Annotated in this window: 15 protein-coding genes; 11 read left to right on the forward strand and 4 right to left on the reverse strand. The window is 65.5% G+C overall.

The features are described 5' to 3' along the window. Positions 1-420: HlyD family secretion protein (locus tag B3446_RS09185; protein WP_291380250.1), on the forward strand; the 420-nt coding region annotated here is incomplete at its 5' end. Next, positions 417-2,030 carry a DHA2 family efflux MFS transporter permease subunit gene (locus B3446_RS09190; RefSeq protein WP_224776795.1) on the forward strand — a complete coding sequence of 538 codons (1,614 nt, stop codon included), beginning with the start codon at positions 417-419 and terminating at the stop codon, positions 2,028-2,030. The genes B3446_RS09185 and B3446_RS09190, both read left to right, overlap by 4 nt. A 93-nt stretch (positions 2,031-2,123) precedes the next feature. Here the strand turns inward: B3446_RS09190 and B3446_RS09195 are convergent, their stop codons facing one another. The 3 genes from B3446_RS09195 to B3446_RS09205 all read right to left on the reverse strand — a co-directional run bounded on the left by B3446_RS09195 (position 2,124) and on the right by B3446_RS09205 (position 5,849). Continuing rightward, complete coding sequence (locus tag B3446_RS09195) at positions 2,124-3,083, reverse strand: hypothetical protein (protein ID WP_191577065.1); 960 nt, start codon at positions 3,081-3,083, stop codon at positions 2,124-2,126. Between the two features lie 32 nt (positions 3,084-3,115). Beyond that, positions 3,116-4,183 carry a tartrate dehydrogenase gene (locus tag B3446_RS09200; RefSeq protein ID WP_191577066.1) on the reverse strand — a complete coding sequence of 356 codons (1,068 nt, stop codon included), beginning with the start codon at positions 4,181-4,183 and terminating at the stop codon, positions 3,116-3,118. A 127-nt stretch (positions 4,184-4,310) separates the two neighbouring features. Then, a complete protein-coding gene (locus tag B3446_RS09205; protein ID WP_291380254.1) occupies positions 4,311-5,849 on the reverse strand; it encodes a helicase HerA-like C-terminal domain-containing protein in 1,539 nt (512 codons plus the stop codon). Between the two features lie 159 nt (positions 5,850-6,008). Here B3446_RS09205 and B3446_RS09210 point away from each other — a divergent pair, with 159 nt between their 5' ends. From B3446_RS09210 to B3446_RS09240, 7 genes are all read left to right on the forward strand, one after another. Beyond that, positions 6,009-6,740 carry a YebC/PmpR family DNA-binding transcriptional regulator gene (locus B3446_RS09210; protein ID WP_291380256.1) on the forward strand — a complete coding sequence of 244 codons (732 nt, stop codon included), beginning with the start codon at positions 6,009-6,011 and terminating at the stop codon, positions 6,738-6,740. Between the two features lie 63 nt (positions 6,741-6,803). After that, positions 6,804-8,111, forward strand: a complete 1,308-nt coding sequence (gene purD / locus B3446_RS09215) for a phosphoribosylamine--glycine ligase (protein WP_175125079.1) — start codon at positions 6,804-6,806, stop codon at positions 8,109-8,111. 12 nt (positions 8,112-8,123) lie between these two features. Then, complete coding sequence (hemF, locus tag B3446_RS09220; protein ID WP_286935903.1) at positions 8,124-9,035, forward strand: oxygen-dependent coproporphyrinogen oxidase; 912 nt, start codon at positions 8,124-8,126, stop codon at positions 9,033-9,035. Next, entirely contained in the window at positions 9,032-9,619 is a 588-nt protein-coding gene (gene nadD, locus B3446_RS09225) for a nicotinate (nicotinamide) nucleotide adenylyltransferase (protein WP_291380260.1), read from the forward strand. Before hemF ends, nadD begins: the two co-directional genes overlap by 4 nt. A 63-nt stretch (positions 9,620-9,682) precedes the next feature. Beyond that, on the forward strand, positions 9,683-10,093 hold the full coding sequence (gene rsfS, locus B3446_RS09230; RefSeq protein WP_191577071.1) for a ribosome silencing factor: 411 nt from the start codon (positions 9,683-9,685) through the stop codon (positions 10,091-10,093). A gap of 7 nt (positions 10,094-10,100) precedes the next feature. After that, the gene (gene rlmH, locus B3446_RS09235) at positions 10,101-10,571 is read left to right on the forward strand and encodes a 23S rRNA (pseudouridine(1915)-N(3))-methyltransferase RlmH (RefSeq protein WP_056315576.1); all 471 of its coding nucleotides are present in this window, start codon (positions 10,101-10,103) and stop codon (positions 10,569-10,571) included. A 31-nt stretch (positions 10,572-10,602) separates the two neighbouring features. Continuing rightward, positions 10,603-11,229, forward strand: coding sequence for a Maf family protein (locus B3446_RS09240; RefSeq protein WP_409558284.1), 627 nt, complete (start codon positions 10,603-10,605; stop codon positions 11,227-11,229). A 121-nt stretch (positions 11,230-11,350) separates the two neighbouring features. Here B3446_RS09240 and B3446_RS09245 read toward each other — a convergent pair whose 3' ends face one another. After that, positions 11,351-12,703 carry a dicarboxylate/amino acid:cation symporter gene (locus tag B3446_RS09245; RefSeq protein ID WP_291380266.1) on the reverse strand — a complete coding sequence of 451 codons (1,353 nt, stop codon included), beginning with the start codon at positions 12,701-12,703 and terminating at the stop codon, positions 11,351-11,353. 293 nt (positions 12,704-12,996) lie between these two features. Here B3446_RS09245 and B3446_RS09250 point away from each other — a divergent pair, with 293 nt between their 5' ends. Beyond that, entirely contained in the window at positions 12,997-14,943 is a 1,947-nt protein-coding gene (locus B3446_RS09250; RefSeq protein WP_291380268.1) for a sensor histidine kinase, read from the forward strand. 109 nt (positions 14,944-15,052) lie between these two features. After that, positions 15,053-16,423 (forward strand): sigma-54-dependent transcriptional regulator, encoded by a 1,371-nt coding sequence (locus B3446_RS09255; protein WP_291380272.1) that lies wholly within the window; start codon positions 15,053-15,055, stop codon positions 16,421-16,423. The last annotated feature ends 208 nt before the right edge of the window (positions 16,424-16,631 follow it).

Below are 16,631 nucleotides of genomic sequence, written 5' to 3' on the forward strand. Positions count from 1 at the left end.
GTCGAGGCCAACTTCAAGGAAGGTCAGTTGCGCAAGATGCGCATCGGCCAACCGGTCAAGATGGTGGCCGATCTGTACGGCAGCTCGGTCACCTACCACGGCACCGTCGCTGGGCTGGATGCCGGCACGGGCGCCGCCTTCGCCCTGCTTCCCGCCCAGAACGCCACCGGCAACTGGNNGATCAAGGTGGTGCAGCGCGTCCCCGTGCGCATCACGCTGGACCCCAAAGACCTCAAGCAGCATCCGCTGCGCGTGGGCCTGTCGATGGACGTGGAAGTCGACGTCGGCAAGGACGATGGCGCCCCGCTCACGCAGGTGGCGCGCAAGGAACCGGCCTGGTCGACCCGCGCCTTCGAGCCCGCCCACAATGAAGTCGACGCAATGATCGCGAAGATCATCGCCGCCAACGTCGCATCATGAGCACGGCCGCCCAGCCCGCGGGCGCCGGCGCGCCCCAAGAAGCCGCCCGCCCGCCGGGCACCCATCCGCCCTTGGAGGGCGCGACCCGCATCATCGGGTCCATTGCCCTGTCGACCGCGGTCTTCATGAACGTGCTGGACACATCCATCGCGAACGTGTCCATCCCCACCATCTCCGGCGACCTGGGCGTGAGCACCAGCCAGGGCACGTGGGTCATTACGTCGTTCGCGGTGGCCAACGCCATCACCGTGCCGCTGACCGGCTGGCTGACGCAGCGCTTCGGACAGGTGCGCCTGTTCCTGATCTCCACGCTGCTCTTCGTGCTGGCGTCCTGGCTGTGCGGCTTTTCGCCCTCGCTCGAGGCGCTGATCGCCTTCCGGGTGCTGCAAGGCGCGGTGGCCGGCCCGATGATCCCCCTGTCGCAGACGCTGATGCTGGCCAGCTTTCCGAAGTCCAAGGCAGGCATGGCGCTGGCGGTCTGGTCCATGACAACACTGGTGGCGCCGGTGGCCGGCCCGCTGCTCGGCGGCTGGATTTCCGACAACTACACCTGGCCCTGGATCTTCTACATCAACGTGCCGGTGGGCCTTCTGGCCGCCTGGATCAGTTGGCGCATCTACGGCAACCGCGAATCCGTCACGCGCAAGCTCCCGATCGACAAGCTCGGCCTTGTCCTGCTCGTGGTCTGGGTGGGCGCGCTGCAGATCATGCTGGACAAGGGCAAGGAGCTGGACTGGTTTGCCAGCCCCACCATCATCGCGCTGGCGGCGATTGCGTTCGTGGCCTTCGTGTTCTTCCTGATCTGGGAGTTGACCGATGCGCACCCCGTTGTGGACCTGCGGCTTTTCAAGGTCCGCAACTTCACGGTGGGCGCGCTGACGCTGGCGGTGGCCTATGGCGTTTTCTTCGGCAACGTCGTGCTGCTGCCGCTCTGGCTGCAAAGCAACATGGGCTACACGGCGACCTACGCGGGCCTCGTGACCGCGCCGGTCGGACTGCTGGCGATCCTGCTCACGCCCATCGTGGGCAAGATGCTGGCGACGCGCGATCCCAGGCAGATCGTCACGGTCGCCTTCCTGATCTTTGCGCTGGTCTGCTTCATGCGTGCGGGCTTCAACACCCAGACGGACGTGCGCACGCTGATGATCCCGACCATCATCCAGGGCGCGGCGATGGCGGCGTTCTTCGTGCCGCTCACGTCGATCACGCTATCCAGCATGGAGCCTTGGCGCATCCCGGCGGCATCTGGCCTGTCGAACTTCCTGCGGCTGACGGCGGGCGCGTTCGGCACGTCGATTTCGACGACGCTCTGGGAAAACCGCGCAACGCTGCATCACGCGCAGCTGACCGAGATCGCCCGGCCCGGCCAGCAGGCGTTCGACCAGACCATGAACAGCTTGCAAAACGGGCTGGGCGTCTCGCACCAGCAGGCGCTCACCATGGTGGACGGGCTGATCAATGCGCAGGCCTTCACGATGTCGGCGACGGACGTGTTCTACGCGTCCGCCATCATCTTCCTGCTGCTGACGGGCCTGGTCTGGTTCGCGCGGCCGCGCGCGTCCAAGTCGGGCGGCGGCGGTGCGGCGGAAGCGGCTGCCGGCGCGCACTGATACGATCGGCATCGGCAAAAGCACAAGGCGCCTCGCGGCGCCTTGTTTTTTTGCTGATGCTCTGGTTGGCCGAGCGGCGTCCGCACAGCCGGATCAGTCCTTGAGCAGCGTGCGCCAGTCCTTGCGTTCGATGATGTCGGCCGACAACGCGCTGACCGGCGACAGGTTGAACACGGACACCCCACGCGCGCGCCACAGCGGCGATGCAAAGCGGAAAGACGGCTCGATGTAGCGCGGAAAGTTGCGTGTTAGACGGCTGGTCTGCGGCTTGCCGCCCTCGTCGTAGAATCGCAATCCGCCCTGCACGGTCAGGTCCAGCCCGTGCACGTAGACCTCGCGCACCCCGCCGGACATCAGGACCTGAAGGGCCGCATACGCCACGGTATCGGCATCGAACACCCCCAGCGAGGCATCGAAGCTGTAGCCCAGCCCCTGCTTGGCGTCCAGCAGTTCGACGTCAGCCGAGGCCGCCGCAATGCGCTTGAGCACTGCCGGCGCGGCGCTACGCTGGTACGCGCGTTTGGATATCAGTTCGATGATGCAGATGCGACAGCGGATGTGTTCCTGGGCGATGCCCTGCATGATGTAGCGCAGCACCTCCGGAAACACATATAAGGTCAGGTCGCTTGCCACGATCTCTCGCACCAGGTCGATGCGGTCGCGCACGAAGTTCTGGTCGATGATGCAGTAATACTTGAACTGCAGACCAAACTTGCGCGACAGCGCGATGGCGCCGTTGACGCCCATCGCCACGCCGATATCCATCCGGTCGTAGGGAATCTCGGCGATCGACGGGCCGCTCAGGATCAGATGCACCACCTTGTCGGCGGGGTCGTAGCCTTGGGATAGCGGCGTGACGGGCAGCGAACGACCGAAGGCGCGATACCCGCTGATCGCGCCTTCCTTGTCGCGCCAGATACGGACGAACGGCCACAGGTGCTGATTGTGCCGCTGCGTGCGCGAGCGCAGCATGCGAAAAAGCTTGCGCACGAAGCGGTCGGCCCGCCCGCCGCCCACGTGATCGGAGGGGGGAGAAATAATCGAGTCGTTCATCAATTAATCGGACGGGCCTGCCGCCAATGCAATCAGCCGGCTCGGACCAGCGCAGCGATCGCGTCGCCGACTTCGGCCGTTGAAGCGTTGCCTTTCATATCCCGCGTCCGCGGACCTTCGGCCAGAACGGTCTCGATTGCCTTGACCACGGCGGCCGACGCGTCGGGATACCCCAAGAAATCCAGCATCAATGCCCCGCTCCAGATCTGACCGATGGGGTTGGCGATGCCCTTGCCATAAATGTCCGGCGCCGAGCCATGCACCGGTTCAAAGAGCGACGGAAACTTGCGTTCCGGGTTGAGATTGGCGGACGGCGCGATACCGATGGTGCCCGTGCAGGCCGGTCCCAGGTCGGACAGGATGTCGCCGAACAGGTTGGAGGCCACCACGACATCGAACCAGTCCGGATGTTGCACGAAGTGTGCGCACAGGATGTCGATGTGATATTTGTCCCAGCGCACGTCGGGATAGTTCCCGGCCATCTCGGCCACGCGCTCATCCCACCACGGCATCGAAATCGAAATGCCATTGGACTTGGTGGCGGCGGTCAGGTGCTTGCCGCGCTTTTGTGCCAGTTCAAATGCAAACTTCAGCACGCGCTCGGCGCCGATGCGCGTAAAAACACTTTCCTGGATGACCACTTCGCGGTCGGTGCCCTCGAACAGGCGGCCACCGCTGTTGGAGTATTCGCCTTCGGTATTTTCACGCACGATGAAGAAATCGATCTCGCCGGGCTTGCGGTCGGCCAGCGGCGACGGCACGCCAGGCATCAGACGCACCGGGCGCAGATTGATGTACTGATCGAATTCACGGCGGAACTTGAACAGCGAGCCCCACAAGGCCTCGTGGTCGGGCACGGTGGCGGGCCAGCCGATCGAACCGAAGAAAATGGCCTCGTGCTGGCCGATCTGGTCCTTCCAGTCGTCCGGCATCATCTTGCCGTGCTTGGCGTAGTAGTCGCAGCTCCAGTCGAAATGGTCCCATTGGAACTCGATTCCGAACCGCGTCGCCACGGCATCCAGCACCTTCAACCCTTCCGGCACGACTTCCTTGCCGATCCCGTCTCCTGGGAGCACCGCAATCTTGTGTTTCTTAGCCACCACGTCTTCCTTTGGTTTTCATTGATACACCGCCCGCAATGTCAGGCATAAATGCCGGCCACACAATACCCCACTTTACGAAACGGACGGTCGGACTAACCGATACGCCACGTTGCGCCGATGAGGCTTAGCGCCGGCCCTTCGATCCCAGCAACGACCCGAGGATCCCTCGCGTGAGCTCCCGCGCGATGGAGCGAGCCGAGCTTTTTGCAATGGTCTGCACCACGCCGTCGCGTTTGCCGCCGCGCGGTCCGGTCGACCCGAACAGCACGTCCTTCAAGCTGTCCATCAGACCGCCGCTCTCGTCGGCAGGCGGCTGGGACGTCTTGGCGGACGGCTGCCCGGCCCGGTCCGGAACATTCTTGGCGACCGGAGATTCTGCCGGCGCCGCCGCGCGGCCCGCCAGGATTTCGTAGGCGGACTCCCGGTCGACCGCCTTTTCATATTTGGGCCCCAGGGGATTGCCCTGGCGCAGCGCCTGCCGTTCGGCGTCCGTCGCCGGCCCGATACGGCTGCCCGGCGGCACGATGTAGGCGCGCTCGGTCGGCATCGGCCGGCCCTTGGCATCCAGGAGCGACACCAGCGCCTCGCCCACGCCCAGCTCGGTGATCGCGGCCTCGATGTCCAGGCCGGGATTGGGCCGCATGGTCTGCGCCGCAGTCTTGACGGCTTTCTGGTCGCGCGGCGTGAACGCCCGCAGCGCATGCTGGACGCGGTTGCCCAACTGGCCCAGCACGGTGTCGGGGATATCCAGGGGATTCTGCGTCACGAAATAAACGCCCACGCCCTTGGAGCGGACCAGGCGCACGACCTGCTCGATCTTGGTCAGGAGCGCCTGCGGGGCGTCATTGAACAGCAGGTGGGCCTCATCGAAGAAGAAGACCAGCTTGGGCAGGTCCATGTCACCCACCTCGGGCAACTTTTCGTACAGGTCGGCCAGCAGCCACAGCAGGAAAATGGCGTACAGGCGCGGCGCCTGCATCAGCTTGTCGGCCGCCAGCACGTTGACGATGCCGCGGCCCTGCGCGTCGGTGCGCATCAGGTCGGCAACGTCCAGCATCGGCTCGCCGAAAAACCGTTCCGCGCCTTGCGATTCCAGCGCGAGCAGACCGCGCTGGATCGCGCCGACGCTGGCCGAGGAAACATTGCCGTAGCGCGTCTTCAGTTCGCCGGCGCGGTCAGCGACGTCCTGCAGCATCGCCCGCAAATCCTTCAAGTCCAGCAGCAGCTGTCCCTCGTCGTCCGCCACCTTGAAAACCAGGGTCAGGACGCCTTCCTGCGTGTCGTTCAGTTCAAGAATGCGCGACAGCAGCAGCGGCCCCATATTGGTAATGGTGGCCCGCACAGGCAGCCCCTGCTCGCCAAAGACGTCCCACAGGGCGACCGGGCTGGCGCCCCAGGCGGGCTCCGGCAGCCCGAGGTTCTTCAGGCGTTCCTGCAGCTTGGGGCTGGCCACGCCCGCCTGCGAAATGCCGGTCAGGTCGCCCTTGACGTCCGCCATGAACACGGGCGTGCCGATCCGGGAAAAAGACTCGGCCAGGACCTGCAGGGTGACGGTTTTACCTGTGCCGGTGGCCCCCGTGATGCACCCGTGGCGATTGGCCAGGGCCGGCAGCAGCGCCAACTCGGTCTGCGCGTTCTTGGCGATGACAAGGGGGTTGGGCATGGGCGGCTCCGGACCAGGGATCAGATGGATGCCCAAGTGTAGAGCCTGCCGCCCGCCTTGTGCGCGTGGCTATATGGACACAAGCGTCCCTCTTGCCGGACGGGAGGGCCGCCGGCACGGTAAAATGCCGTCTTTGCAGACACATTACCCTGGGAAGCCATGGCCGGACACAGCAAATGGGCCAATATTCAGCACCGCAAAGGGCGCCAAGACGCCAAGCGCGGAAAGCTCTGGACCAAGATCATTCGTGAAATCACCGTGGCGGCGCGCGCCGGCGGCCCCGACCCGGACAGCAATCCCCGTTTGCGCATGGCCTGGGACAAGGCCACCGACGCCAACATGCCCAAGGACAACATCCAGCGCGCCATCCAGCGCGGCGCGGGCGGCGCCGACGGCGAAGCCTACGAAGAAGTCCGCTACGAGGGCTACGGCATTGGCGGCGCGGCGGTCATCGTCGACTGCATGACCGACAACCGCACGCGCACCGTCGCCGAAGTCCGCCACGCCTTCTCCAAGAACGGCGGCAACCTCGGCCAGGAAGGCTCGGTCGCCTTCATGTTCAAGCACTGCGGCCAATTCGTGTTCGCCCCGGGCACCCCTGAAGACAAGGTCATGGAAGCCGCCCTCGAGGCCGGCGCCGAAGACGTCACCACCGACGAAGAAGGCGTGATCGAAGTCGTCTGCGCCCCGTCCGATTACGCTGCCGTGCGCAAGGCCTTCGACGAGGCCGGCCTGAAGGCCGAAGTCGACGGCATCGTCATGAAGGCCCTGAACGAAACCGAACTCGCCGGCGACGACGCCGCCAAGATGCAGAAACTGCTCGACGCCCTGGAAGGCCTGGACGACGTGCAGGAAGTCTATACGACCGTCATTTTCGACGAAGCGCAGTAACTCTCCCTTTCCTGGCGCGCCTGCGGTTCCGTCTGCCTGCGCGCCTCTTCAGACTCACGCAACATGAAACTCCTGGTAATTGGCTCGGGCGGCCGCGAACATGCCCTCGCCTGGCGGCTGGCCCGCTCCCCGCGCGTGCACAAGGTGTATGTCGCTCCGGGCAACGGCGGCACGCAACGGGCCGAGCAGATGGAGAACATCCCGCTCACCAATGCCGAGGAACTGGCCGATTTCGTCCAGCGCGAGGGCATCGCCCTGACAGTCGTCGGCCCCGAGGCGCCCCTGGCCGCCGGTGTTGTCGACGTCTTCCGCGCCCGTGGCCTGAAGATCTTCGGGCCCACCAAGGCCGCCGCGCAGCTTGAAAGCTCCAAGGATTACGCCAAGGCCTTCATGGTCCGGCACAACATCCCGACCGCGCGCTACGAAACCTTCACCGACCCCGCCAAGGCTCATGCCTATATTGACCAGGAAGGCGCGCCCATCGTCATCAAGGCTGACGGTCTGGCCGCAGGCAAGGGCGTGGTCGTCGCCGCCACCCTCGAAGAAGCGCACGCCGCCGTCGACGCCATGCTGGGCGACGGCTCCATGGGCGAAGCCGGCGCGCGCGTCGTCATCGAAGAATGCCTGATCGGCGAAGAAGCCAGCTTCATCGTCATGTGCGACGGCCGCAACGTGCTCGCCCTGGCCACCAGCCAGGACCACAAGCGCCTGCAGGACGGCGATCGCGGTCCCAACACGGGCGGCATGGGCGCCTACTCGCCCGCGCCCATCGTCACGCCCGAACTGCATCACCGCATCATGCGCGAAATCATCCTGCCCACCGTGCAGGGCATGACGCGCGACGGCATTCCGTACACGGGTTTCCTGTACGCCGGCCTGATGATCGCCCCGGGCGATGACCCCGACCGCGAAATCAAGACGCTGGAATTCAACTGCCGCATGGGCGACCCCGAAACCCAGCCCATCATGATGCGCGTCAAGAGCGACCTGCTGGATGCCCTCGAGCACGCCGTCGAAGGCACGCTCGACCAGGCTGACATCGTCTGGGACCGCCGCACCGCCCTGGGCGCAGTGCTGGCCGCTCACAACTACCCCAACACACCGCGCACCGGCGACGTCATCCGCGGCCTGCCCGCCGATGCCGAAGACTGCATGGTCTTTCACGCCGCCACCCAGCTCGATGGCGAAGAAGTCAAGACCACTGGCGGCCGCGTACTGTGCGTCACCGCCCTTGGCGATTCCGTCAAGATGGCGCGCGACCGTGTCTACGAAGCCATTGACCGCATTCACTTCGATGGCCGCCAGTACCGCTCCGACATCGGCTGGCGCGCGCTCAAGCCGTCGCAGCAAAAGCCCAAGTCCAACGCGTAACCGGAACCGCCCATGACCGCTCTGCCCGTCTCCGCTGTCCGGGACTACCTCACCGGCTTGCAGGCCCGCATCGTGGGCGCGCTGGAAGCCGCCGAAGGCGGCCCCTTCCGCGCCGACGAATGGGTGCGGCCCGAGGGCGGCGGCGGTCTGTCGCGTCTGCTCGAAGGCGGCCAGCTCTTCGAACGCGCCGGCGTGCTGTTCAGCCATGTCAAGGGTTCCAAGCTGCCGCCGTCGGCCAGTGCGCACCGCCCGGAACTTGCGGGCCGCTCCTGGGAAGCCATGGGCGTGTCCATGGTGCTGCACCCGCGCAATCCGTACGTGCCCACCACGCACATGAACGTGCGCATGTTCGTCGCGGCCGCGCGGCCCGGCCATGACGAGGCCGACGTCTTCTGGTTCGGCGGCGGCATCGACCTCACCCCGTACTACCCCTTTGAAGAAGACGCCCGCCACTTCCACACGGTGTGCCGGGACGCGCTGGCGGTCCATGGGCCCGATTACTATCCGCGCTACAAGCGCTGGTGCGACGAATACTTCTTCCTCAAGCATCGCGACGAAACCCGCGGCATCGGCGGCGTCTTCTTCGACGACCTGAACGCCCCCGGCTTCGACGCGTCCTTTGCCCTGACCCGTTCAGTCGGCGACGCATTCCTGGACAGCTACCTGCCCATCGTCGACAAGCGCCGCGGCATCGCCTACACCGAACGCGAGCGCGATTTCCAGGCCTACCGCCGCGGCCGCTACGTCGAATTCAACCTGGTCTTCGACCGCGGCACGCTCTTCGGCCTGCAATCCGGGGGCCGCACCGAATCGATCCTGCTGTCCATGCCGCCGCTCGCGCAATGGCGCTACGACTGGCAGCCTGAAGCTGGCACCCCCGAGGCCGAACTGGCCGCCTACCTCAAACCGCGGGACTGGGTTTGAAACGCATCGGCCTCTTCGGCGGCAGCTTCGACCCCGTTCACGTCGCCCACATCGCGCTGGCGCAGAATGCCCTGCAATCGCTGGGGTTAGACCAGGTGCAGCTCATCCCCGCCGCCAACCCCTGGCAGCGCGCTGCGCTGAACGCCACCGCCGAACATCGCCTTGCGATGCTTGAACTGGCCATCGCCGGCCATCCGGGACTGGCGGTCAACCCCATTGAAATCGAGCGGGGCGGCGCCACCTACACCATCGACACGCTGCGCGCCCTGCCGCAGGACGCGCGCTATGCATGGCTGCTGGGGGCCGACCAGCTCGCCAACTTCTGCACCTGGCGCAACTGGCGCGACATTTCCAGCCTGGTCGACCTGGCCGTGGCCACCCGCCCCGGCACGCCCCTCAGCGCACCGCCGGAACTGGCGCAATGGCTAGAGGAACAGGGCCGCATGCTGCAAGAACTGCCTTTTCCACCCATGCCGGTGTCGGCTTCCGAAATCCGCCAGCGCCTGGCGCAGGGCGAATCCACCGACGGACTGCTCGACGCGTCCGTCGCCGCCTATATTGCGGCGCACAAACTCTACCGATAAACCCTTCCCGCCCGGCGCCGCCGGTCAGCCGTCGCTGCCCTCGAGCGGGTTATATTTGCACCTATGGATATACAGAAACTCCAACGCGCCGTCATCGACGCCCTCGAAGACGTCAAGGCGCAAGACATCAAGGTCTTCAGCACCACGCATCTGACCAGCCTGTTCGATCGCGTCGTGATTGCAAGCGCCACCTCCAACCGGCAGACCCGCGCGCTGGCGTCCAGCGTTGCCGATCGTGGCCGTGCCATGTCGCTAACCGGCATCACCATCGAAGGCGAGGACACCGGTGAATGGGTCGTCGTCGACCTCGGCGACGTCGTCGTGCACATCATGCAGCCGGCCATTCGCCAGTATTACAACCTCGAAGAAATCTGGGGCGGCAAGCCGGTGCGCGTGAAGCTCCTGCCCGAATCGACCCGCGTCGCGCCTGTCCCCAGCGACAGCGGCAGCGGTTACGACGACACCGAAGACTGATCACGCCGTGAAGCTGATCGTCGTCGCGGTGGGCACGCGGATGCCGGACTGGGTGCAGACCGCCTGGGACGACTACGCCAAGCGCCTGCCGGCCGACTGCGCGCTTGAACTGCGCGAGATCAAGCCCGAGCCCCGCACCACAGGCAAGACCCCGGCCCAGATGATGGCGGCCGAGGCCAAGCGCATTGAGGCGGCCCTGCCCGCCAATGCGCTGCGCCTGGCCCTGGACGAACGCGGCCGCGACCTCACCACGATGGCGCTGTCGCAAAAACTCGAACAGTGGCGCGCGGGCGGGCAGGATGTCGCGTTCCTTGTCGGCGGCCCCGACGGCCTGGATCCCGCCCTCAAGGCGTCCGCCAGCGGCCAGTTGCGCCTGTCGTCACTCACGCTGCCCCACCCCATGGTGCGCGTGGTCCTGGCCGAACAGCTCTACCGCGCCTGGGCCATCATGACCAACCACCCCTACCATCGGGCATGACCGCCGCCAGGCGGCGCCTGCCCTGCTGCGCATGACCGTCACCGCCAATCCCTCCTGTTCCTCCCCGCGCCTGTATCTCGCCTCGGCCAGCCCGCGCCGCCGCGAGCTGCTGAATCAGATCGGCCTGGCGCACCAGGTCCTGCTCGTTCCGGCCCCGCCCGGCGAGGACGAACCGCAGCACCCGGGCGAAAGCGCCGCCGACTACGTGCAGCGCACCGCCCGGGACAAGGCCCTGCGCGGCCGCGACTGGATGCGCGCGCACGACATGCCCATCCTGCCCCTGCTCGCAGCCGACACCACCGTCATCCTGGCGGGCGAGGTCCTGGGCAAGCCGGCGGACCGCGACGACGCCATCCGTATCCTGCAAGCGCTATCGGGCAAGACACACGCAGTCCATACCGCCGTTGCGGTCTGCAGCGGCGACCGGCTGCTGGAAGCCGTCTCCATCACCGAAGTCCATATGCGCGCCTTGCAAGAAGACGAAATCGGCCGCTATTGCGACAGCGACGAACCCTTCGGCAAGGCGGGCGCGTATGGCATTCAGGGTTTGGCGGGCACATTCGTCTCGCACATCGCCGGCAGCTACACCGGCGTGATGGGCCTGCCGCTCTTCGAAACCGCCAACCTGCTCCGCGAGGCCGGCATCCAGGTGCCCTGACACCAATCCGGCCCGCAAAAAAATCCCCCGCGCCGCAAGGCTTTCGGGGGATTTTTTTACCCGCGCGCGATTTCGCGCGGGCCATGTTTCATTCGCCGCCGGGCGCGCGCGGCGCAGAGGTTCAGCTCTGGCGGGCAGGTTCGCCGATGGCGACTTGCGGCTGCGATTGCGCCTGCGACGCCGCGGGCGTGCCTGCGCTGTCCAGCGTGGCATGCAGTTGCTCCTGATCGAGCTCGCCTTCCCAGCGGGCGACGACCACGGTGGCGGTCGCGTTGCCGACCAGGTTGGTCAGGGCGCGGCATTCCGACATGAAGCGATCCACACCCAGGATCAGCGCCATGCCGGCGACCGGCACCGAGGGCACCACCGACAGCGTGGCCGCCAGCGTGATGAAACCCGCGCCGGTCACGCCGGCCGCGCCCTTCGAGCTCAGCATCGCCACGAGCAGCAGCAGGATCTGATCCCCCAGCGACAGCGGAATGTCGCAGGCCTGCGCAATGAACAGCGCGGCCATCGTCATGTAGATGTTGGTGCCGTCCAGGTTGAACGAATACCCGGTAGGCACCACCAGACCGACCACCGACTTCGAGCAGCCGGCGCGTTCCATCTTCTGCATCAACGTCGGCAGAGCGGCTTCCGACGAGCTCGTGCCCAGGACCAGCAGCAGTTCTTCGCGGATGTAGCGGACCAGCTTGAAGATCGAGAAGCCGTTGTAGCGGGCAACCAGACCCAGCACGACCACCACGAACAGGACAGACGTCGCGTAGAACGTGCCCACCAGCATCGCCAGGTTCACGACCGACTTGATGCCGTATTTCCCGATGGTGAACGCCATCGCGCCAAAGGCGCCGATGGGCGCGGCCTTCATCAGGATCGCCACCATCTTGAAGATGGGCTGCGCCAGCGCCGTCATGAAGTTCAGGATCGGTTTGCCGCGCTCGCCGACCATGGCCAGCGAAATGCCGAACAGCACCGCCACGAACAGCACCTGCAGGATGTCGCCACCGACGAACGGGCTGAAGATGGTCGTGGGAATGACGTTCATCAGGAAGCCGGTGATCGTCGAGTCATGCGCCTTGGCGACATATCCGGACACGGCCTTCTGATCCAGCGTGGTCGGGTCGATGTGCATGCCAGCGCCGGGTTGCACGATATGGCTGACCACCATGCCGACGACCAAGGCCAACGTCGAGAACACCAGGAAATACAGCATGGCCTTGCCGGCCACGCGCCCGACCTTCTTCAGGTCGCTCATGGCGGCAATGCCGGTTGCCACGGTCAGGAAGATGACCGGCGCAATGATCATCTTCACCAGCTTGATGAAGGCGTCGCCCAGCGGTTGCATCTGCTGGCCGAGTTCCGGCTTGAATGCGCCAAGCAAGATGCCCACCACGATGGCGAAGATCACCTGCACGTACAGGATTTGATAGAACTTGAGCTTGCGCGCGGGCGCGCTTTGATCCACTTCGATCATTGGGATTGTCCCCACCAGGGCCCCTTGCTCCGCGCAGCGTGGCGCGTGCGACGTCGGGGCGTTATCTGTTTTATGGCCATGCGATCCTGCCGCCGGCCGATTTCACCGCGGGGGTGTGCCGCGCGGCTTGCCGCTATATATGCAATACCCATGCCAGGAAGATCGGACAACGGCCTTTTCACCCAAGTCCTTGATAACGTTGGCCTTTCATGATTCCGGGAGCCCGGATCGCCCGCATATGGAGGCGAAACTCCACACAGAAACCCGCTAAAATGTGCGGAAAACCGCACACCATGAACGGCTCTTCTTCCTCACCCCTTCCCCCGCCCGCCTCTGCCCGCGCCTGGTCCTGGCCGTGGCGCGTGGCCCTGACGCTGTTGGCCGTCGGCATTGTCGCGATCACGCTGCACGCGGCCACACAGTGGGCGCGCGACGGGGCGCTGCGCGAGGCCGCGCTCCAGGCACGCAGCACCGGCCAGATCAACGCCGCCCTGCTGCGCAACAACCTCGACAAATTCCGGGCGCTGCCCTTTGTGCTGACGCAGGACGTCGACCTGCGCGCGGCGCTTCAAGGGGCCAGTTCAAGGCAGATCGAGGCGTTGGACGAAAAGCTCGAAGCGCTCAGCCGCGGCGTCGGCGCCTCCGCCATCTACGTGCTCGACAAAAAAGGCCTGGCGATCGCCGCCAGCAATTGGCGCGAACCGGCCACGTTCGTCGGCGTCGACTACGAATTTCGCCCCTACTTCCAGGGCTCGGTCCTGCACGGCTCGGCCGAACATTTCGCACTGGGCACGGTCAGCCACGAAGCGGGCCTGTACCTGTCGCGGCGTGTGGACGACGCGCAGGGCGCAATGCTGGGCGTGGTGGTCTTGAAGGTCGACTTCCGGGACCTGGAGGCCGATTGGCGCCAGGCCAACGCCGTCATCTTCGTGACCGACGAACATGGCGTAGTGTTGCTGGGCAATATTCCAGACTGGCGCTTCAGGGTGCTGGCGCCGCTGTCGCCCGCGCTGGCAGAGACGCTACGCACCAGCCTGCAATTTGGCGACGCAAAATTCCAACCGCTTCCCGTCACACCGCCCCTGCAACCGGCCAGCAACGGCCAACTCATCCGCACCGACGACGCGCTGCCCCGCGCCGCCGCCGGCGCCCCATTGCTGCACACCACTCTGCCGGTCATCGAATCGCCCGGCTGGACGCTGCACCAGTTGTCGCCGGTGCAGGCTGCCATGAATCAGGCCAGCGCCAACGCCCAACTCGGCGCCTTACTTACGCAGAGCGTGCTCGCCGCGCTGATCGGCGTGGTGGTGTACCGCCGTCATCGCAACCTTGAGCGCGCGGGGCAACAGGCCGCGATTCAACAGCAGCTCGCAGCGCTGGTGGACGAGCGCACGGCGCAATTGCGCGACGTGAACGCCAAGCTCGTCGACGAAATGGACGAACGCCAAAGCGCCGAATCCCAGCTTCACACCATGAAGGACGAACTGGTCCAAGCCAGCAAGCTGGCATTGCTGGGCCAGATCGCGGCTGGCGTCGCGCACGAGGTCAACCAGCCCGTCGCAGCCATCCGCGCCTACGCCGACAACGCGGCCGAATTCCTGCGACGCCGAGACGAAAGCGCCGTCCAGGAGAACCTGGGCACCATTGCCGCACTGACCGACCGAATCGGCCACATCACCGGCGAGCTTCGCGCCTTTTCGCGCAAGGCAGGTGCAACAGTCGGCCCGACCGACCTGATGGAAGCTCTGGAAGGGGCGATCCTCCTCGTGGGCCCCCGCGCCCGCCGCCAGGGCGTCACGCTGCAAAGCCCGCCTCGCAACCAGAACTGCCACGTCCAGGCCAATCGCGTTCGGTTGGAGCAGGTTTTGGTCAATCTGCTGCAGAACGGGCTCGAGGCGCTGGAAGGCGCCCAGAACGGGCGAATCATCATCGCCCTGCAAGACCTCGGCGACACCGTGCAGCTGCAGGTTCACGACAACGGCCCCGGCCTGTCCGACCAAGCCCGCGCCCACCTCTTCACCCCCTTTCACACGACGAAGCCGGACGGCATGGGCCTAGGCCTCGTCATCAGCCGCGACATCGTCACCGAGTTCGGCGGCGAACTACGCGCCGCCCGCCCAGGCGATGCCAGCTTGCCATCCCCTCATGCGCCCGCGACCGGCGCCCTATTCATTCTGACCCTGCGCAAAGCGCCGGATCAAACCCACGCACCGAGCACTCGCCATGACGCGCGCCCCTGATCCTCAGTCCCCCGGCGCCGAGGCCACAACCGCCGCAAACTCCGCAAACTCCGCAAACTCCGCAAACGCCCGGAGTACAGCAAAGGCCGCCAACGTGACGGACGACCGCATGCAACGGCCCGTCGCGCCTAACGCCGTCTTCATTGACGACGACGACGAACTGCGCCGCGCGGCCCAGCAAACGCTGAAGCTTCACGGCATCTCGGTCGAGGCGCACGACAACGCGCGCGCTGCGTTGCCGGCCCTGGACCGGAATTTCGACGGCGTGGTGGTCACGGATATCCGCATGCCTGATATTGACGGCCTGGAGCTTTTCCAGCGGCTACGCGCCATCGACCCTGACATTCCGGTCATCCTGATCACCGGCCACGGCGACATCGCCACGGCGGTTCAATGCATGCGGGAAGGTGCGTACGACTTTCTGGCAAAGCCCTATCCGGCCGATCGCCTGGTAGCCGCCATCAGTCACGCCGCCGAAAAGCGCCGCCTCGTTCTCGAAAACCGCCGTCTGCGCGAAGCCGCCTTCACCGTCGAAGCCGACGAAGTGCCGTTCATCGGCACCACGCCCGCCATGCAGCGCATCAAGCAAACGTTGCGCCACATTGCAGACGCCGACGTCGATGTGCTCGTTGAAGGTGAAACGGGCACCGGCAAGGAAGTCGTCGCAACCGCACTGCACCGCCTGAGCCGGCGCCGGCATCGTGCGCTGGTCGCCATCAATTGCGGCGCCTTGCCCGAAAGCGTCATCGAAAGCGAACTCTTCGGTCACGAGCCTGGCGCTTTCACGGGCGCCCAAAAGAAGCGCATCGGCCGCATCGAACATGCCAGCGGCGGCACCCTGTTTCTCGATGAAATTGAAAGCATGCCGCTCGCCGTCCAGGTCAAGCTGCTGCGCGTCCTCGAATCACGCCAGATCACGCCGCTCGGCAGCAACGAAGTCCGCAATCTCGACCTGCGCGTTGTCGCCGCCACAAAAGAAGATCTGGGTAGTCCCGCCATACGCGCCAAGTTCCGCGAAGATCTGTTCTACCGCCTCAACGTCGTCACGATCCGCCTCCCTCCCTTGCGGGAACGCCGTGAAGACATCCCGCTACTCTTCGCCCACTACCTCGGCCACGCCTCACGCCGATTCCAGCGCGACATCCCCGACATGCCCGCCTCAATCCGCCAACACCTGATGACGCACGACTGGCCCGGCAACGTTCGTGAACTCGCGCACTTCGCAGAACGTTTCGTGCTTGGAGTCCTTAATAGCTCCGCACCTGAGCCTGTCCAACCGCAAGGCCGCGCGCTCAGCCTCCCAGAACGCATGGAGCAGATCGAAGCGCAAATCATCCGCGACGCCCTCACCGCCCACCGCGGCGACATCAAGGCCACTCTCGACGCGCTAGGCATTCCGCGCAAGACGTTCTACGACAAACTCCAACGCCACGGCATCGACCGCCAGGATTATGTTGGCGGATCCCGTGGCCCTCTCTAAAGCAGCCACGTGGAGTATCCAATGCAGCGCAGTCCGTCCCTCGCACCAACAAAACAAAACCCCTCGCGGCGCCAGCCGCGAGGGGTTTCTTAATTAGAGATATCGAAGGGTGTTTTGAGGTTAGCAGCGCATAGACACCGCTCGACACCCGCCGGGCATGCAGCTGGGCACTTATTCCCGACAGCACAAAGACAAAACCCCGCAGGGG

The sequence above is a fragment of the Achromobacter sp. UBA5777 genome, from assembly GCF_002418565.1.
GTDB classification, from domain to species: domain Bacteria; phylum Pseudomonadota; class Gammaproteobacteria; order Burkholderiales; family Burkholderiaceae_B; genus Achromobacter; species Achromobacter animicus.